General features: G+C 54.0%; 19 protein-coding genes. 11 read left to right on the top strand and 8 right to left on the bottom strand.

The window, feature by feature from the left end:
* Nucleotides 1-54 precede the first annotated feature (54 nt).
* From RUDLU_RS0109565 to RUDLU_RS0109555, 3 genes are all read right to left on the bottom strand, one after another.
* Nucleotides 55-1275 carry a helix-turn-helix domain-containing protein gene (locus RUDLU_RS0109565; protein WP_019988156.1) on the bottom strand — a complete coding sequence of 407 codons (1221 nt, stop codon included), beginning with the start codon at nucleotides 1273-1275 and terminating at the stop codon, nucleotides 55-57.
* A 95-nt stretch (nucleotides 1276-1370) separates the two neighbouring features.
* Nucleotides 1371-3137, bottom strand: a complete 1767-nt coding sequence (sppA, locus tag RUDLU_RS0109560) for a signal peptide peptidase SppA (protein WP_019988155.1) — start codon at nucleotides 3135-3137, stop codon at nucleotides 1371-1373.
* 191 nt (nucleotides 3138-3328) lie between these two features.
* The gene (locus RUDLU_RS0109555) at nucleotides 3329-3901 is read right to left on the bottom strand and encodes a DUF3828 domain-containing protein (RefSeq protein WP_019988154.1); all 573 of its coding nucleotides are present in this window, start codon (nucleotides 3899-3901) and stop codon (nucleotides 3329-3331) included.
* Between the two features lie 351 nt (nucleotides 3902-4252).
* On the opposite strand from RUDLU_RS0109555, the gene RUDLU_RS0109550 reads away from it, so the two are divergent.
* From RUDLU_RS0109550 to RUDLU_RS0109540, 3 genes are all read left to right on the top strand, one after another.
* A complete protein-coding gene (locus RUDLU_RS0109550; RefSeq protein ID WP_019988153.1) occupies nucleotides 4253-4522 on the top strand; it encodes a hypothetical protein in 270 nt (89 codons plus the stop codon).
* Nucleotides 4523-4709: 187 nt separating this feature from the next.
* Complete coding sequence (locus RUDLU_RS0109545) at nucleotides 4710-6380, top strand: capsule assembly Wzi family protein (protein ID WP_157580149.1); 1671 nt, start codon at nucleotides 4710-4712, stop codon at nucleotides 6378-6380.
* A gap of 45 nt (nucleotides 6381-6425) precedes the next feature.
* Nucleotides 6426-6809 (top strand): LytR/AlgR family response regulator transcription factor, encoded by a 384-nt coding sequence (locus RUDLU_RS0109540; RefSeq protein ID WP_083940553.1) that lies wholly within the window; start codon nucleotides 6426-6428, stop codon nucleotides 6807-6809.
* 77 nt (nucleotides 6810-6886) lie between these two features.
* On the opposite strand, the gene RUDLU_RS0109535 is transcribed toward RUDLU_RS0109540, so the two are convergent.
* Entirely contained in the window at nucleotides 6887-7495 is a 609-nt protein-coding gene (locus RUDLU_RS0109535) for an inorganic pyrophosphatase (protein WP_019988150.1), read from the bottom strand.
* 112 nt (nucleotides 7496-7607) lie between these two features.
* On the opposite strand from RUDLU_RS0109535, the gene RUDLU_RS0109530 reads away from it, so the two are divergent.
* The 8 genes from RUDLU_RS0109530 (at nucleotide 7608) to RUDLU_RS0109495 (ending at nucleotide 14439) form a co-directional block, all read left to right on the top strand.
* Nucleotides 7608-9131, top strand: a complete 1524-nt coding sequence (locus tag RUDLU_RS0109530) for a M20/M25/M40 family metallo-hydrolase (protein ID WP_157580147.1) — start codon at nucleotides 7608-7610, stop codon at nucleotides 9129-9131.
* A gap of 24 nt (nucleotides 9132-9155) precedes the next feature.
* The gene (locus tag RUDLU_RS29255) at nucleotides 9156-9401 is read left to right on the top strand and encodes a DUF433 domain-containing protein (RefSeq protein WP_342663133.1); all 246 of its coding nucleotides are present in this window, start codon (nucleotides 9156-9158) and stop codon (nucleotides 9399-9401) included.
* Nucleotides 9385-9720: a DUF5615 family PIN-like protein gene (locus RUDLU_RS0109520; protein WP_019988147.1), complete on the top strand. Its 336-nt coding sequence runs from the start codon at nucleotides 9385-9387 to the stop codon at nucleotides 9718-9720. Before RUDLU_RS29255 ends, RUDLU_RS0109520 begins: the two co-directional genes overlap by 17 nt.
* 43 nt (nucleotides 9721-9763) lie before the next feature.
* Nucleotides 9764-11305 (top strand): YifB family Mg chelatase-like AAA ATPase, encoded by a 1542-nt coding sequence (locus tag RUDLU_RS0109515; protein WP_019988146.1) that lies wholly within the window; start codon nucleotides 9764-9766, stop codon nucleotides 11303-11305.
* Nucleotides 11306-11417: 112 nt separating this feature from the next.
* Nucleotides 11418-12050: a leucine-rich repeat domain-containing protein gene (locus RUDLU_RS28720; protein WP_019988145.1), complete on the top strand. Its 633-nt coding sequence runs from the start codon at nucleotides 11418-11420 to the stop codon at nucleotides 12048-12050.
* Between the two features lie 93 nt (nucleotides 12051-12143).
* The gene (locus tag RUDLU_RS0109505) at nucleotides 12144-12674 is read left to right on the top strand and encodes an L-threonylcarbamoyladenylate synthase (protein ID WP_027302912.1); all 531 of its coding nucleotides are present in this window, start codon (nucleotides 12144-12146) and stop codon (nucleotides 12672-12674) included.
* A gap of 20 nt (nucleotides 12675-12694) precedes the next feature.
* Complete coding sequence (locus RUDLU_RS0109500; RefSeq protein WP_019988143.1) at nucleotides 12695-14140, top strand: CCA tRNA nucleotidyltransferase; 1446 nt, start codon at nucleotides 12695-12697, stop codon at nucleotides 14138-14140.
* A 95-nt stretch (nucleotides 14141-14235) separates the two neighbouring features.
* Entirely contained in the window at nucleotides 14236-14439 is a 204-nt protein-coding gene (locus RUDLU_RS0109495; protein ID WP_019988142.1) for a hypothetical protein, read from the top strand.
* Nucleotides 14440-14546: 107 nt separating this feature from the next.
* Here RUDLU_RS0109495 and RUDLU_RS0109490 read toward each other — a convergent pair whose 3' ends face one another.
* From RUDLU_RS0109490 to RUDLU_RS0109475, 4 genes are all read right to left on the bottom strand, one after another.
* On the bottom strand, nucleotides 14547-15368 hold the full coding sequence (locus RUDLU_RS0109490; protein ID WP_019988141.1) for a M23 family metallopeptidase: 822 nt from the start codon (nucleotides 15366-15368) through the stop codon (nucleotides 14547-14549).
* A 188-nt stretch (nucleotides 15369-15556) separates the two neighbouring features.
* Entirely contained in the window at nucleotides 15557-16240 is a 684-nt protein-coding gene (gene porG, locus RUDLU_RS0109485) for a type IX secretion system protein PorG (protein ID WP_044129398.1), read from the bottom strand.
* Nucleotides 16241-16304: 64 nt separating this feature from the next.
* Nucleotides 16305-17291: a DUF6089 family protein gene (locus RUDLU_RS0109480; protein ID WP_027302909.1), complete on the bottom strand. Its 987-nt coding sequence runs from the start codon at nucleotides 17289-17291 to the stop codon at nucleotides 16305-16307.
* Nucleotides 17292-17506: 215 nt separating this feature from the next.
* Nucleotides 17507-18382, bottom strand: a complete 876-nt coding sequence (locus RUDLU_RS0109475) for an NAD kinase (protein WP_019988138.1) — start codon at nucleotides 18380-18382, stop codon at nucleotides 17507-17509.
* Between the last annotated feature and the right edge of the window lie 24 nt (nucleotides 18383-18406).

Below are 18406 nucleotides of genomic sequence, written 5' to 3'. Positions count from 1 at the left end.
GGATTAGATGCCTCAAAATTGGCGTCTTACCCGCCCCGATGCCCTATGTTCCGATCATGACGAAGTTCGTGCCGACCGGAACGAAGCCGGAGTTTGGCCCGTAATCCGCTTAAAAGCCGTGTGAAAAGCCGAAGGCGCATTGTACCCAACCCGTTCAGCAATCTCGTCGATTTTCAGGTGGCTTGTATCGGGGTGGTTGAGGAGCCGTTGGGCCTCGGCGATCCGATGGGTGGCCAGCCAGTCGAAAAAGGTTTGCCCCAGCTGATCGTTGAGAACCTGCGAAACGTAATGGGGCGATGTACCCAGCCGCTCGGCCAGTTTCGACAGCGACAGGTCATTGTCCAGATACGGCTTTTGCGTTTGGGTAAGGTGCGTAAGCCGGGCCAGAATGGCTTGTTTCTGCTCGTCGGTGAGGGCTGATTTCTCGTATTTTTTTCGGGTTTCAACCGAGGGCTCGGGAGCGGGCCCCGGTGGTTCGGATACTGGAACCGGAGCTATGACAACTTGACTGTCGCGGAAGAAGTCGGAGCCGCGCATGACCAGAAAACTGGTCACGTAAATGATCAGGGTGAGGTAACTGGCCAGAATGTGATCGCCCAGGTCTTCGGGAAATCGGGTTTTGGTGATTACAATCAATAGCGGAAATAGACCGTTCAGCACCACCAGACTCCGAAGCGTGCGGAGCGAACGGTCGGCGTTGGGACTCCCGATCAAACCGTACCGGGTTTGATACGCCCGGTAAACAACCCGAACCGACAGGGCTGAGTAGACGAGGCAGCTCAGCAGGGTAAGCTCGTTGATGTAGTCGCGCAGGCCCGTAAAATCGTCGGGTTGGTAGGGGTTCGACGGCGCAAAATCGAGTTCGGGGTGCCAGGCGCTGATGTAGGAATTGTAAAAGAACGTTTCGGGTTGGTAGAGCCAGGTCACGGCATTGACGAGCCAGATTCCGAACGGAATCAGGTGCCAGCCCCAGTGCCGGGGTAGTCGGCTGTGGAGCCGCCCAAACACGAAGAAGTAAAAAAGCGGCCCGATGACGAAGTTGAACGGCTCGGCCGAATCGACCAGCGGCAACGTTCGGAACATGTAATTGGTGTACTCCAGCCACATTTCGGTCTGCATGGCGGCCGTTGCCAGCATGAGTAACCCCAAACACAGGTTGGCTACCGACTGCCGCCGGGGGCCGGTCAGAAAAAACACTCCCAGAAACAGGGCCTGCGCGATACCCAGCAAAATGACCAGGGCGTACAGGTCGAAATGTAGGGGGAGGGTTTGCATAGGTTGCGAGAGAGACTAAACGATTCGTTCTTAAAGTTCGTAAAAAAGGGCCGACGAACCCGCCGACCCTTTCGCGAAAATCAATTTAACCTACTTTATCGAATCTCCATCTCGAACGGCAGACGAGCCTGAACTCCTTCCATCGTTTTCAGTTTGCGGAGGTACGTCACGTACGGGGCCAGCTCGCCCAGCTGCGCGTTAAATTGCGCCTGTTCTTCGTCGTTCATCGAGCTCAGCAGCTTTTCCACGAAGTCTTTTTTACGCGGTACGTACTTAATTTTATAGTCATCGCTGCCGAGTTTGGCGGTTTTGGCTGCCAGTTTAATGGCGTCTTCCAGACCACCCAGCTCGTCGACCAGTCCGTTGGCTTTGGCCTGCGTACCCGTCCAGACCCGACCGCTGGCAATGGCCCGTACGCTATCGATCGGCAATTTACGGCCCGTGGCTACCTTGCCCGTGAAGGTGCGATAAATCCGCTCGGTGCTTTGTTGCAGCGTTTGTTTCTGGAACGGCGACATCTCGTGCGTGAGCGAGGGGAAGTCGGCGTTGGTGTTGGTCAGCACCCGGTCGTAGGTTACGCCCAGCTTGTCTTTGAAGAAGTTCTCGGTATTGAACAGCAGCGAGAACACCCCAATAGAGCCCGTGATGGTGTTGGGCTGTGCCAGAATTTTGGTGCAACCCATCAGCATATAGTACCCGCCCGAAGCCGCGTAGTCGGACATGGAGCCGATCACGGGTTTTACTTTACGGGCCAGTTCAACCTCGCGCTGCATTACGTCTGAAGCCAGAGCGCTACCACCGCCTGAGTTCACCCGGATCACAATGGCTTTCACCTTTTCGTCGAGCCGCGCCTTGCGGAGCTCTTCGGCCACCGTCTCCGACCCAATGGCGTTGTCGTCGCTTTTACCCGAGTTGATATCGCCCGAAGCAATAATGACGGCAATGCGGTTTTTACTTGAGTTTTCGTCGTCCTCAGAAGGCACCGCATCGTTGTATTTCCCCAGCGAGATATAGTCAATTTTCTTGCGGTCAGCCACGCCAATTTGCTTCCGAATCAGGTCTTCTACTTCGTCCTGATAGCCCACATTCGTAATCAGTTTGCGTTTCAGGGCATCGCCGGGGGTCTGAATGCTCAGGTTGTCGGCAAAGCGTTGCAGCGAGTCGGCACGGAGGCCACGGCTCATGGCAATATTGGCCACCATGTGATTGTTAATCGACGACAGGAACGACTTCACCTGCAAACGGTTGGGGTCGCTCATGTTCTCGCGGGTAAACGGCTCCACGGCGCTTTTAAAATCGCCTACCTTAAACACTTCGGGCTTGATCCCCAGTTTGTCGAGGGTGCCTTTGAAAAAGGTCAGTTCGGCATCCAGCCCGTTCCATTCAATGGCTCCGGCCGGGTTGATATAGATTTTATCGGCTACTGAGGCCAGGTAGTAGCCTTTTTCAGTCATTACCTCGCTGTAGGCATACACAAACTTTTTCGACTTTTTGAAGTCGATGAGGGCGTTCCGAATTTCTTCGATGGTAGCCCAGCCCGCCTGTGGATATTGCGATTCGAGGTAAATGCCCTTGATGTCGTCGTCGGTTTTGGCTTTTTCCAAAGCTTCCCGAATGTCGATCAGGCCGATCACGTCACCCTCCGAATTGAAGGGGCCGCCGATGCCGTCGAACGGATTATCGACGCTTTGTTCCCGAATGGGGCTATCGAGGTTGAGCCGTAGCACCGAGTTTGACTTGACGATGGTTTTATTGCCCGACGACAAAGCCGCGCTCATACCAATCAGCAGCAGGAATCCGACGATGCTAAAAAGCAGCAGGCCGACGATGGTCGCGAGTACGTATTTCAAAAATTGGCGCATGAATGAAAAATCGATTCGTATCAGAGTACTTACAGTAAACAAACTTACGCAGCGATTTGCACCCAAACGGGCGAAAAATGTTGAGTGTGCCTATTTGGGGATCAATGGCCGAGAAGCGGCCGGGAGTGGAAACCCGGCTGCACCTGCCTTATAACAGGTGCGGCCGACTGCCTACAGTGAATAGATGACTATCAGGGTGTTTCTTCGGCGCGGCCGCTGAGCAGCTGAAACAATTGCCTGCCGTCGCCGTAGAAAAGATCGCCAATGCGCCACTGCCCCTTCTCTTTTTCGAGCAGGTAGGTGAGCTCTTGCTTTTCACCAAGGTTGATAAACGTAACCAGTACCTCGGCCCCGTCGCCGTCAATTTCAGGTTGGTGAATGACAAAGTCTTTGACATCCATATCCTGCGCGTTGTACAGCGGATCGGCCGAGAGCATACCTATATCGCCGTTTCGGGCCGATAGCACGGCATCATCCCAGATCAGGTCGGCCATTTCTTTCACAAAGAACCGGTCGACGAGCGCGCGGTCTTTATCCTGAAAAAACGGACTTTTACCGGCGTCATGTGCCTTGTACAGCGCCCGGATAAGGCCATCGGGGGTGTTTTGGGCGGCCGTAGCCGTCAGAGCGGTCTGATGTACGGCCACTGCTGTTTGGGCGGCCGGTTTGGTTTCGGTGTTGGCTTCGTGCTGGGTCTGATTGGCGGAACATCCCAATAAGGTTACATAGCCAAAGAGAATAAGGTGGGTAAACGATTTTGTCATGAGGAAAGTGGGTTTAACTGGCTGAAAGATACCCTTTTTTTAGGAATAGCCTTCCCTTGGGTAGCGTGCAGGTCGCCCACACAACTTGGTTGGGGCTGGGCCGTTGCCTAACTTGTTACAGTTAGTTACAATTAATGTGATTGCTTTCATTTGTTGCCTGTCTATTCGCCAAATTGGCCTATATACGTCTGAATAGGCATATTTTATTAGTTTGGTGACGTGTGTGCGGTGTGAGCGTAGGCACAGAGGGGGTTTCCCATTGGCTAACTATCCTTATCAGGCCGGGGTGTGGGTCTTGTTAGATACAGAAAAGTACTCAAACTTTACACCTCTCAACGTTAGTTAATCCATATGAAAGAAGGCCTCCTCGGAGCTGCTGTGCTGAGCACTACCCTCCTCCTGGTTGCCGCCCTCCAACTAGCCCTGATTTATCTCGATCTTGAGATTTTGCCAGGTGAGGAGTTGTCGGCCGCGAAATATGTTATCTACACCTTTGCCGCCACTGCTTACCTGGCTAAAGCCGGAGATTTCCTGTTAAAACGAAAACGGACCCTGATCGATACGGGGACTCCGACCTCTTCCCCCATTTTTAGACGGATGAATGAGGATCGTCGACAATGACGCTTCCTGCTCCCGTGCTCTCCGCCGGGCCGTCTTGCTCCCTCTGTTCGTATAAGGTACGTCGTTAGACCCGCTCTGTGCCTGTCTGACTTCGTTTTAGTATTCATTTCTATAGGTATACCCTGCTTATAGGCCCCTTTCTGCTTTTCCATTCGCTATTAAGACTGAGGCTTTGGCCTCTACTCGTATGCATTCACCTTATTCAAGCTTCCAACTGGCGGGGGCAATACGGTTGGGCGTGCAATCGCTCATGCTGTGCGGTACGTTGAGCCTTTCGGCACAGGCGCAGTCTGTCAATCAATTGCCGACGGCCAGTACGGGCCAACTGCTGAATAGTGGGCTTGGGTTGCCACGCCCGCTCACCACGACCGACGACGACCAACCCGCCAAGCCCGACACCTTGCCGGTGCGAGCGCACCTGTTGCAGGCCGAAGCGGGTGTGCTGGCTTCTTCAACCGATCAGGTCCCGTACTGGCTTCAAACCAATCAGTTCGGTATTATTCCGAAAACGGGCCCGGCCGGTTTGCTGATTGGTACGGCCCAGTCGGACTACCGGTATCCGCAGAGTCCCCAACGCCGGAAACTCGACTGGGGGTATGGCGTTCAACTGGTAGGGCAGGGCGCGGCCGAGAGTCGGTTGCTCGTGGCCGAAGCTTACGGTAAAGTCCGGGTAGGCGTATTTGAGCTGTGGGCTGGTCGGCGGAAACAGGTTGTGGGGCTGGCCGATAGCCGATTCTCATCGGGCTCATTTGTCTGGTCGGGTAATACCCTGCCTATTCCGCGCGTCGAGCTGGCCATTCCTGAGTATTGGCCGCTTGGTTTTACCAACGGCTGGGTGTCGGTGAAAGGGTCGTTTTCGCACGGGTGGTTTGGCCGGGGTGAGTACGTTCGCGACTCATACCTGCATCAGAAAGCCATTTACGTGCGGCTGGGCAAGCCACGGTCTTTGTTTCGGGTGTATGGAGCCTTCACCCATCAGGCACAATGGGGCGGGTATGCGCGGTTTCTGGAGCGCGACCCCACGAGTTCGTTTGAAGGGCAACTGGCCGACAGTTTTGTAGCCTATATGAACGTGGTGCTACCCCTTAAAACCGATGCCCTCAAGAACCGGGCTAAGTTTACCACGTTTGATCAGAACCGGGTGGGCGATCACCGGGGCTCGGCCGAAGTAGGCCTGGAGCTTCAGTTGCCGCAAGGGTCGCTCTTTCATTATCAGCAGCACTTCTACGATCTGGGTCGTAAGCTGTATAATTTCCGCAATATCGAAGACGGCCTCTACGGGTTGCGTTACGTGAGCAAGCGGCCACGGCCGCTGCTGAGCGAGGCTGTTCTGGAACTGTTCAACTCGGGTAATCAGGGCGTGTATCAGTTTGGGCGTTACCTCGGTGGCGAGCCGGAGCAGTACTTTATCAATGGGCAGTACCCCGAAGGCTGGTCGTACAAGGGACGCACCATCGGCACACCCCTGATTAGCCAGACAACCGATACGAACCCCGACCTGCCTTCGATCCCTTTTTCGGGGTACACGCTCGACAATCAGCTCATCAGTGGGCGGTTCGGGATCAACAACTACCGGGTTTGGGCGTTACATACCGGCCTGTCGGGTAATCTGAGCCGGTGGTGGGGTTATCAGACCAAGGTAACGTTCAGCCGAAATTACGGGACGTTTCCGGCGGCCTTTCCGGCCAATACCAATCAGGTATCGGGCTTAGTTTCGGTGACTCGTACGCTGCGTGGGGCTGCGGGCTCTACGCTGCTGGTATCGGTCGGTTACGATCAGGGGAAGCTGCTCCGACACCCTAATCAGATCGGTGCTTACGTTGGCTGGCGCAAAACGTGGTCAGCTTTATCGCGCTAAACAGGTAGGATTCATTTAACTCAACGAACGAAAATCAGAGAAATCATGCTGTGCTCATCACCCCTTCAGAAACCCATGCTGGCTGGCAAAGACCAGGCGGCTTACTTACGGATTCCGGGCTACAAAAACCGGCTCACTGTCGATCAGATCGTCTGGGTACAGGGCGACGGTAACTACTGCCGGATTCATCTGGTCAATGGACGCCAGATCATGATCAGCCAAACCCTTAAAGTAATGGAAGGAATACTGCCGCAGCTAACCCGCATTCATAAATCCTCGATGGTCAACCCCGGCCATGTGCAGGACATTCATACGATACCCGGCCACCATACCGGCTCGGTTCGGCTCACGGGTGGGGTTGAGCTATCGGTGGCCCGGCGTCGGCTCGATGGGGTAATGGCGTTGTTTCGGCAACCTCAAATGGCCTGATCGGATTATCTAACCCCTCAAAAAAAGCCGCCAACTGGTATCAGTTGGCGGCTTTTGCATTCAAACACCTTTGCTGTTTAGATGACGAGCTCGGCGTAATCTTTCAGCGATGCCTCAATTACCTGCTGAGCCTCTTCGCGGCCGTACACGTTGGTAATTTCGGTATGCGCTTTTTCGCCGGGCAGGTTCTTGTAGGTCAGGAAGTAGTGCTGCAACCGCTTGGTAACGGCGGGCGGCAGGTCGGTCAGGTCGTCGTACTGGCCATACATGGCATCACCTTTCAGTACGGCAATGATTTTGTCGTCGGCTTCGCCCTTATCAATCAGGCGGAATCCCCCGATCGGGATGGCTTGCAGGATGATGTCGCCGTGGGTAATTTCGCGCTCGGTCAGCACGCAGATGTCGATAGGGTCACCATCGCCTTTTTCAACGGTACGACCGGCTTTCTCAGAAGCCAGTTTGGCAATGTGCTCCCCGCAATAGGTCTGCGGAATAAACCCGTACAGGGCCGGAATCACGTTGGAGTATTGTTGCGGACGATCGATTTTGAGGTAACCGGTTTCTTTATCGATTTCGTACTTAACTGTATCCGTTGGTACAATTTCAATGAAGGCCGTGACGATCTCAGGGGCTTTCTCGCCCACTGGAATACCATGCCAGGGATGGGCCTTATAGCTTTGTTTCATACAAAAATAAACTATTTACACTTCCTCTTTAAACGTTTTCTAATCCGTTATTGTCTTTGCATAAAGAATGTAGTTTTTGTATTTTTAGGAGAAAATGACCGTTGTGTCGTCTATGCACAGAAAATTTTACCCCCATTCGTTCGTTTTTTTTCTGATTGTTGCCGGAACGGTCACGCTGTCGGCGGCTTTCACGATGGACCCCACACCCGCTCGAAATTCGGTTTTCCTTCGCCCATCAGTGGCTAAAGTGTTTGGCCGAATCAACAGCGACATTCTGAAAAACGGCCGGGCCTACGAAACCCTCGCCGATGCCAGTAATCAGATTGGCCACCGCCTGACCGGCAGCCCCAACGGCGCCAAAGCCGAGCAGTACGCCTACGACCTGCTGCGGTCGTACGGATTCAAGGAGGTACGCTACGAACCGTTCGAGGTGGAGTCGTGGATGCGCGACACCGTCACGCTGGCGGTTGTTCCCAACAAGAGCGATAATTTCCGGGATGTGAAGGTGGTTTCGCTGGCACACTCGCCCGTAGAAGCCCACATCCGGGGCGAAATTGTGGACGTCGGGAACGGCCTCGAAGGTGACTTTGTCGCGCTCAAAGACAAGATCAAAGGCAAAATAGCCCTGATCAACATTGGCCTGAGCGGGGCCAAAGGAGCCCGCAACCTGCACCGCTCCGAAAAAACGGCCCTCGCCATTCAGTACGGAGCTATTGGCGTGATTATGGTCAATCTGGTGCCGGGCAATGTGCTGCTCACCGGAACGGCCTCGGTCACGGGGAAGCTCATTCCGATTCCGGCCGTTTGTATTTCGTACGAAAGCGGCATGTCGCTCCGGCAGTGGATGGCCGAGGAAGCTAAAGACCGGCTCCATGCGGTGATCGACATGACTAACATAAGCCGGAAAATCAAAGCCCGCAACGTGGTGGCTACCCTGCCCGGCAGCGACTTCCCAAACGAGAAAATCGTGATTGGCGGACACCTAGACTCGTGGGATCTGGCCACCGGTGCCATCGACAACGGCATTGGCTCGTTTTCGGTGCTCGATATTGCCCGCACGTTCCGCAAGCTGAAACTGAAGCCCCGGCGCACCATTGAGTTTGTCATGTTTATGGGCGAAGAGCAGGGCCTGCTGGGGTCGCGCGCCATGGCCGAAGACCTCAAACGGCGTGGTCAGCTCGACAATGTCCGGTACGTGATGAACCTCGACATGACCAACGACCCGACCGGTATCAATGCCTTCGGACGCGACGATATGGTGTCGTTTTTCAAGGCCGTGGGCGAGACCATTCAGCAGGTGGAGCCCGCGTTTCAGAATCAGATGACCAATCAGGCCGGGTTGCACTCCGACCATCAGCCATTTATGGTTGAGGGGGTGCCGATTGTGGGTATGAACGGGCACCTGACCAAAGAGGTGCTTGATTGTTATCACGCCAACTGCGACCGGATCAACCTCGTCAACCGCGATCAAATGCAGAATACCGTTCGCTATTCGGCTATGGTGCTGTACGCCCTGGCCGATGCCGACGCCATTCCGACCCGCCGGTTCGACGATACCAAAACCCGCGATTACCTCATTGCGCAGGGCTTACGAACGCCTTTGCAGATTGCTAATGAATGGCGCTGGAAAGAGTAGAATAGGCTATCTTCGTTTCGATAAATGAGATCATGCATGTTGACAGCGAAGGATGTTATTGTAGTGGATCCTGAAATACTGGGTGGAAAGCCCGTATTCAAAGGAACACGGGTGGCTATTCAGACTCTTTTCGATCATCTTGAGGAGAGTTCTTTGGATGATTTTTTGTTGGGTTATCCATCCGTCGGTCGAGAACAAGCCCATGTGATAATTGAGTTAGCGTCAAAAATGCTGAATTCTTTTTCTACCCAGTATGAAGGTACTGCTTGACGAGAACATCGATGTGCGCTTTAGGATGAGCTTTGAGGGGACAGAGCATGAGGTGTATACGGTAAAGTTCATGGGGTGGAACGGCATTAAAAATGGCCAGCTACTACAACTTATGGCGGCTCACAATTTCGATGTTTTGATTGGCGTAGATAAGAGTATGCCTTATCAACAGAATGAAACAACACTACCCGTTTCCGTAATTGTGCTGGACGTCGGCCGAAACACGTTATCGAATTTAAAAGCGTATTTGCCTATACTTTTAGATTACCTTGCCAAGCCTTCGGAAAGGCGAATGATAACATTATCTGTTGAGCGGTAGAATTCAATTTTTTTCGTATTCGTAACTTGACTCGTACTGAAATATGCTTGCCAAAACCTTCGGGGCGGCTGTTTATGGCGTCAACGCCAGTCTGATTACCATCGAAGTTGTGGTGGCGCAGGGGTTAGGTTTTAACCTCGTGGGCCTGCCCGACAGTGCCGTGAAGGAAAGTGAACACCGGGTTGAGGCCTCGCTCAAATCGTCGGGGTTCAAAATGCCCCGGCAAAAAGTGGTGGTCAACCTGGCCCCGGCCGATGTGCGCAAAGAGGGCTCGGCCTACGACTTACCCATTGCCCTCTGTGTGTTGCAGGCATCCGAGCAAATCACAACCGCCCAAAACCTGACCGACTACGTGATTATGGGTGAGCTCTCGCTCGACGGGCGGCTGCGGCCCATCAAGGGCGTGTTGCCCATTGCGATTGAGGCCCGCAAGCAAGGGTACAAAGGGTTTGTGTTGCCCATGGAAAACGCGCACGAAGCCGCTATTGTCAACAATATTGATATTATCGGGGTGGAAACGATGCTTGAGGCCGTCGAGTTTTTCGAAGGCAAAAAAGACATCAAGCCCCTCGTGACCGATACCCGCGACCTGTTTTACAATACGCTCAACAGCTACGAGGTCGATTTCTCGCACGTGCAGGGGCAGGAAAACATCAAACGGGCTATGGAAATTGCCGCTGCCGGTGGGCATAATGTGATTATGATTGGCCCGCCGGGAGCTGGTAAAACCATGTTGGCCAAGCGGTTGCCAACCATACTTCCGCCCCTGACGTTGCAGGAAGCTCTAGAGACGACAAAGATCCATTCGGTGGCCGGCAAGCTGGGTAACAAAGCATCATTAATTTCAACCCGGCCGTACCGTGCTCCGCACCACACGATTTCGGATGCGGCTCTGGTAGGTGGGGGGAGCTTTCCGCAGCCCGGCGAAATATCGCTGGCGCACAACGGTGTGCTGTTTCTCGATGAACTGCCTGAGTTCAAACGGACGGCTCTGGAGGTGATGCGCCAACCGCTCGAAGAACGTCGGGTGAGTATCTCGCGGGCACGTTGGGCAGTCGAGTTTCCGGCCAATTTTATGCTCATTGCCAGCATGAATCCCTGCCCGTGTGGTTACTACAACCATCCCGAAAAAGAGTGCGTGTGTGGCCCCGGTGTGGTGCAACGGTATCTGAACAAAGTAAGCGGCCCCCTGCTCGACCGGATCGACCTGCACGTGGAGGTGACCCCCGTTTCGTTCGATCAGATGACGGCCAACCGCCCGGCCGAAACGAGTGAGGCCATCCGGGAGCGGGTCATTCGCGCCCGCGAAACCCAAACCAAACGATTTGCCGACGATGAGGGCGTGTACTGCAACGCCATGATGCCGTCGCAACTGGTCAAAAGTATTTGCGTGATCAACGACGCGGGTCGGATGCTCCTCAAAACGGCGATGGAGCGCCTGGGTCTCTCGGCCCGTGCCTACGACCGTATCCTGAAAGTATCGCGTACCATTGCCGATCTGGCCGGCTCCGAAGAAATCAAAATTGAGCATCTGGCCGAGGCCATTCAGTACCGCAGCTTAGACCGGGAAAATTGGGCTGGGTGATGTCTGGTAAAGGGTATTTTGAGTTAAAACCAAGGTAGAAACCGGGTTTTTGATGCGGATTTTTGGGCAAAATTGCGTAAATTGATGGGTAATCAAACACAACAAATACGCAATGGATCACCGAATTTTACTACGTATTGAGGCTGTTGCCAACGGGCATACGGATACCCTAAAACTCGATAATCTACATCTGACCGAGCTACCAGATACTGTATTTGATCTGCGCCATTTACGGGTGTTGTCAGTATGCGGTTTCGGCCTGAAAAGCCATGGGGGAATTATCAGTTTGTTGGAGAAGGTACCTGTACCCGGTTCGGCTGAATTGGCTGAGGAGTTGAAAAAACAGGAAGAGGATCTGCAAAACGAGCTGAAAATTCCCCGACAGTTACGTAGCCTGGACGCCCGAATTGGGCAATTAAAGTCACTCGAAGTGCTCGACCTGGGGTACAATCAACTTGACTATCTACCCGATACACTCGGTGATTTACCGAATCTTCGGAAACTGATTGTTCGAAACAACTTACTGAGTAGCGTACCGGCCTCGCTGAGTCAGTTGCCTAAACTTGAGTTGCTGGATATTCGCCATAATCCGATTGAAACTTTGCCCGATATACCACAACTGCTGGTGTACGAAGAGCAAAAAAAGCATTTTCGGCAACAGAAAAACCTGGCCATTAAGCAGAATGATTTTGAGCTCGCAACCTGGTTTTACAAGCAGGAGACTCAGTTTGGTTTGCATAGGTAATTTGTAAAACGGGCGTAAATGTGTTCGGGCCCGGTTGCAGGTTTAGAAGGCCCGTTTGGAAACTTGACCGTATCTTTGCGGGTTTACAACCGTATGATACAATCACCCCGCGAACTCACGCATCTGCTCCGGCAGGGTAAACTTATTGGCCTGGCCGACGAAACCGGCTTTTCCGTAGCCGCCGACCCGCAAAACGATGCGGCCGTCGCCCAACTGCTTCAGCTTCAGTTTGAGTTGGGTACGCCGTATCTGCCAACCATTCTGACCCAAACCACCGAGCAGGTAGGCATGTACGTGGTCAGAATGCCCGAAATCGCTTTCGATCTGGTCGAGTTTGCCCAAAAGCCGCTGACCGTTTTGTATGAACAGGGCAAAAACGTGGCTCCTGCCTTGCTCGAAAAATCGCCCGAGATTGCCATCCGGCGCTCGCTTAATGCCGATATTCAGCGGTTTCTGGGGGGGTATGGAAAAGGACTCCTGACGCTTCCGTTTGAAACAAATACACTACCGGCGCAAGCGCAGGCAGCCATCGAAGGGGGCATGGGGCAGGTGGTGTCAACCATTCAGAAACCGCAGATTATGCGGCTCGGATTCAACGGTGAGGTCGAGTTTATCCGGCGCTAACCGCTGATCAGTCATTGCTTATGAATTTCTCGGAGACACTCCATACAAATCCTATTTTTGAACTGATTGCCCGACAGGCCGACGCCCTGAGCGTACCGGCCTACGTGATTGGCGGCTATGTGCGCGACCTCGTGCTCAAGCGGCCCTCCAAAGACATCGACGTGGTGTGCATTGGCAGCGGGGTTGAACTGGCCCGGGCGGTAGGTACGGCGCTGGGGGTGCCGGTCAACGTGTTTCAGAGCTTTGGCACGGCTATGCTTAAAACAGCCGACGGCCTGGAAGTCGAGTTTGTGGGTGCCCGGCGCGAATCGTACCGGGCCGACTCGCGCAAGCCGATTGTGGAAGATGGCTCATTGGAAGACGATCAGAACCGGCGTGACTTCACAATCAATGCTATGGGTATTGGGCTCAATCGGGCCAATTACGGCGAGCTTATCGACCCGTTCGACGGGTTGAAAGACCTCCGGCGTAAGGTGATTCGGACACCCCTGGGGCCCGACATTACGTTTTCCGACGATCCCCTGCGCATGATGCGGGCTATCCGGTTTGCGGCTCAGCTGAATTTTGATATTGAGCCCGATACGTTTGATGCCATTACGCGCATGAAAGACCGGATTAGTATCGTCTCGGCTGAACGCATTGCTGATGAACTGAACAAGATCATCATGGCCCCCACGCCTTCGTACGGGTTTAAGCTGTTGTACCACGCGGGCCTGCTCGACCTTATTTTCCCGGAGTTTGTTTTGCTGCGTGGGGCCGAGTTTGTGGATGGTAAAGGGCATAAAGACAACTTTTACCATACGCTTCAGGTGCTGGACAACGTGGCCAACCGGACCAACCCGGCCAAAGCGGCCCCTGACCCTGAAACCGAGCTTTGGCTCCGTTGGGCGGCTGTACTCCATGATATTGCCAAGCCGGCTACCAAACGGTTTGATAATCGGGTGGGCTGGACGTTTCACGGGCACGAAGACCTCGGCGCGCGCATGGTGCCGGGTATTTTCCGGAAGTTGAAGCTGCCGCTCAACGAAAAAATGAAGTACGTGCAGAAGCTCGTTCGGTTGCACCTACGCCCCATTGCGCTCGTCAAAGAGACCATCACCGACTCGGCCCTGCGCCGGTTGCTGGTGGATGCAGGCGAAGACCTCGATGGGCTGATGGCCTTGTGCCGGGCCGACATCACCTCCAAGAATTACGAGAAGGTGCAAAAACACCTGCGTAACTTCGATAAGGTGGAGCGCAAACTGCATGATTTGGAAGAACGGGATAAACTACGCAGTTTTCAGCCCGTAATTACCGGCGAGCTCATTATGGAAACGTTCGGTCTGAAGCCGTCGCCGGCCATTGGTGAGTTGAAAACGGCCGTTCGGGAAGCCATCATCGAGGGTACGGTGCCCAATACGCTCGAAGGAGCCATGCCCTACTTGCTCGAAGAAGGCCGTAAACGGGGGCTGGAGAAAGTAAGCTAATACGAGTTATGGGTTAAAGAGTTAAGGGTTGGAGAACGTCAATTACTCAGTAATCCAAGCACGCAATCATTCAATATCTATCTGGAGCTATACCAATGAATAACAATCAATTTCGCCGTTTTTTCGGTGCTGCCCTGACCATTATCGGTACTGTTGTGGTCCTGTTCGCCTGTGTGGCCTTCCTGTCTGATGGAAAGCCGGTGCTGGGCATGAGCATCAGCAAAGGCGAATCGGCCGCGCCTTTTATCGTGGGTATGATTTTCTTCCTGTCGGGGGTGAGTCTGGTTCGGGAGTCGTAGCAAAGAGTGATGCGTGATAAACGATGAGTGATGAGCCTGCTGACAAAAAACCATACTCTGGCGTCAGCAAACTCATCACTCATCATTTATCACGCATCGCTAGTAAATCATTGTCGTCGGGCTGTCAGGAGCCAGCTGTAGGTGTTGCGCGGAACGGGTAGGCCGTCGGGCAACAGGTGCAGATACATCAGGTGCAGGTGCGTGGGTGAGCGAGTCTTGTAGGCATTATAGCCCGACCGGCCCATGGTTGCCAGTTTTTGCCCCGCCTGTACCCATTGGCCGGGCGTTACGTCGACGACGTTGTTGTGAGCGTAGTAAAACAAACCGTGCATCACGGGGTCGTACACCCAGATCCAGTTGCCACCCCGGTATTCGCTGCCGGGTTGCCAGCCAGTTTCAATGGCAAGCACCAATCCGCTCGTCATGGCCAGAATATCAACGGGCTGGCGCGTGCGGTCGTCGAGGCAATCCTGATTGGTATCGCGAATGAAAATGTCCTGAGCCGGGTGGCTCCCCCGCACGTTATAGTCGAACAGATCGAATCCTTTGCCCCGGTAGCCTTCGCCGTGCGTTCCTCCAATGGCGCTGGGGCCGTAGCCCCGCAACGGAAACACAAAGTAATTACCTGAGCGTTGCAGACTGTCGAGCGACACACTGTCGGCAGGTGTCAGGGTATCGGCGCCCATGATAGCCCCGGCCGAGGTGCCGTTGCCCGCAAACCGGGCTTTCAACCCATTCATAATCTGGCTGAACCGAAGTCGTGCTTCGGATGGAGTGACCGTTTGCTGCCGAATTTCTACGTAGAGACCCTGAAATTGTGTGCAATAGCTGTATAGGGTAGCTTCGGCCGGAGCACTGGTTACCGCTTGTGACGATGCCACGTTTACCCCTCCCAAAACGACTGCTGCCACAATGCCCCAAAACCGCATAAGATCACCTAAATGAACTTTCACCGAACAGATTACTTGAATGAAGGGCAAAAGTACGGAAAAAGTAGAGCCGCAACATTTTGCGGCTCAGCAACGGCAAGGTTTTGCTGACGTTCATGAGTCAGTTTTGCTGACGCCTATGAGCCGATGCTTTTGCTGACGCTCATGAGCCGCAACATATTGCGGCTCTATTCGGGGCACGTAATCTTGTAAAACGTGTAACTGAGTGTAATAGCCGTATAGGTGTAGCTATCATTGAGGGCCGGATTGCCCGATGCTAAGCGCGGTGCCCCGGCGGCTTTGCCCAACCCGTCGAGGTCGTCGTTGCGGGTGAACCGGGTGCCAAACTCGAACCCAATGCTCCAGGGCCGTTTGATCTCGTATTTCAGACCAACGCCCAGGGGGTACATTACCCGAGGGCCGCCTTCGTTGCGGGGGCTGTACGACATATAACCTATCCCACCAAACACATACGGCGACCAGTTTTTAACCCGGCGCAGCATTTTGAAGTCACGGAAAAAGTATTCCATATCCACGGTAGCCTCGCCAATGCGGGTCCGAAACGACCGGTTGCGGGCTTGCTGAAAAGGATCGCTGCTGACCCGGTCTTCGGCTTTGATGCCGCCCATGGCAATGCCAGCCCGCATGGAAAACGACCGCGTAAAATTGTACCGGAAAAACAGGTTGCCAGCGGGCCGATAAAACCGGGGATTCAGGCTCGGCGCCAGATCGCCTTTGTAGAGCATCCCGCCTAAGCCCCCGCCCAGTTCAACCTGCTGGGCGTAGGTAGCGAGGGTCATCATCAGAAGACCGATAAAAAGCCCGACCGTAGTTAGTCGGGCTGTGTGTTTACTATTCAGGCAAGCAGGCATGCAGATTGAGAGTCGACCTCTTCACAAAAAACTATAAACTCAAAACTTAAAATCCTAAACTTCTTTACCGAATCGGTGGGCACTTGATTTTACCCGGAATGGTATAGATGAGCTGAACTTGTGTGAGCAGATACCCATCCGACAAAATGCCTTTGGCTCCCCGGGTTGTGGTTGTAAACGCACCGGGATCGTTTAGAGCCAGATCCGATAGTTTGGGGTCGCGGTCTTTGTTTTTGCGGGCGGCAAACTGCTCGGCCCGGCGGTCGGCCATGGTTGCCGAGAGACCCGAGAGGGTGCCGTCGGCAGCGTATGGGCCACCTACATCGTCCAGATAGTCGGAGAAGGCGTAGCGGTAACCAATCTCAGCCGCAATCGTGAAATCGTCGTTGTATTTGTAGCGGACTCCAAACCCGACGGGGATGGCCAGCGTCACGAGGGAGTATGGCTTGGCATAGTTGGGCTGTCCCTGCCCTTCGGTACCCAGCGGTTGCAGTTTTACCCAACGGCGTCCGCTGTCGGTAGCATCGGGGTTGTTGGGATCCACGTAATCAACGGGTGTGCGGGCTTCGGGGCTATGGGCCACCAGAGCTAACCCGGCAAATACATAGGGCGATACTTTGGCGCGTTGGTTGGAGTTGCGGCCATCCGGGCGGAACTTGTAAATTCCCGTCAGGGCAAACTCTTTCAGGTCGTTGCGGAAATGCAGGTTTCGGGCGTACTGCACCGGGCCACCTCCATTGCCTTTATTGAACGTGTAATCGTCGCCCGCAATACGTGCCCAGGTGAAGCCAGCCCGGGCGGCAATGCGGGGCGTAAAGTGCCGGGTGTAGTGCAGGCCAGCATTCCAGCGAAGCATGATAAACGTAGCTTTGGGCGCAGCCCGGTAGCCGGCCAAATCGCCGTAATAGCTGGACGTACCTACGCCTACGCCGACTTCAGAGTACGGGGCAAATTGGGTATTCGGTCGGCGTTGCGCCATACTCTCCTGAATGCCCGCGCTCACTAACAACGCCGACAAAATACCCGAGGTCAATGCGTGTATACGCTTCATATATTGAGGATAAAACCACTACGAACTGATTATCGACCGAAGTCGACTATTTCCGAAACGGCTATGAACTGAATTTTATTGGAAATCTCGTACGAAAATTATGCCAAAGGGATAAGGAGGTAGGAGATAGGAGTGAGTAGTGAGTAGTTGCTGACGCACGAGTATTGCTTACGCGTCAGCAACTCCTCACTACTCACTCCTGTCTCCTCACTCCTTCAATTCCGAATATCGAAGCCCCAGTTGAGTTTACTGCGCAGAGTGTTGAGGAAATTGTCGTCATTGAGTTTGACAAGCCGGGCCGAAAAGTCGGCTTTCTGCACACTCAGGCGGGTCGAGGCATCGACCGTACGGGAGCGAGAGTCGAGGGCGACCAGGAAATTGCCACTCCGGCTCGAAACCTCAAACGAAAGCTGGCAGGAATCCATCACGACCATGGGACGCACGTTCAGGTTGTGCGGGCTGATAGGGGTGATAATGAAGTTATTCGTGTGAGGCAACAGCACCGGTCCTCCGCAACTGAGCGAGTAACCCGTTGACCCCGTGGGGGTTGATATAATGAGCCCGTCGGCCCAGTAGGAATTCAGAAACTGCCCGTCGAGGTAGGTATGCACCGTAATCATCGACGACATTTCGGTGCGGGTAATCGTGAAATCGTTCAGGGCGAAGGGGATGCCTTCAAAAATATCCTTGTCGGTTTGCAGGCTCACCAGCGAGCGCTCATCAATCGTGAACTGCCCGTTTACAATGGCGTGAAGCATGTACTTGATAGCCGTAGGGGCCACCGTTGCCAGAAACCCCAGCCGCCCGATGTTGATTCCGACGATCGGAGTTTGTCGGGCACCAACGTGGGCAACGGCCTCCAGCAGCGTACCATCGCCCCCGAGACTGAGCATAAAATCGGCATCAAAAAGCTCTTCGGGCGTGCGGTAGGTGGACTGGAAAGGATGGGCAACGCCCGCAAAGTTGAGAAACTCGTGGTAGCCGTGCGAAATCTGTACTTCCGCCTGTCGCTCGACCAGATCGTCGAACATGGCTTGCACGTACGGCTTGGTTTGTACGCTGAAATTACGCCCGTGAATGGCAATTTTCATGAAAAAACGTTTTCAGTACTCGGT

It is taken from the genome of Rudanella lutea DSM 19387, from assembly GCF_000383955.1.
Taxonomy (GTDB): domain Bacteria; phylum Bacteroidota; class Bacteroidia; order Cytophagales; family Spirosomataceae; genus Rudanella; species Rudanella lutea.
This window is presented reverse-complemented; position numbering and strand designations above follow the sequence as displayed.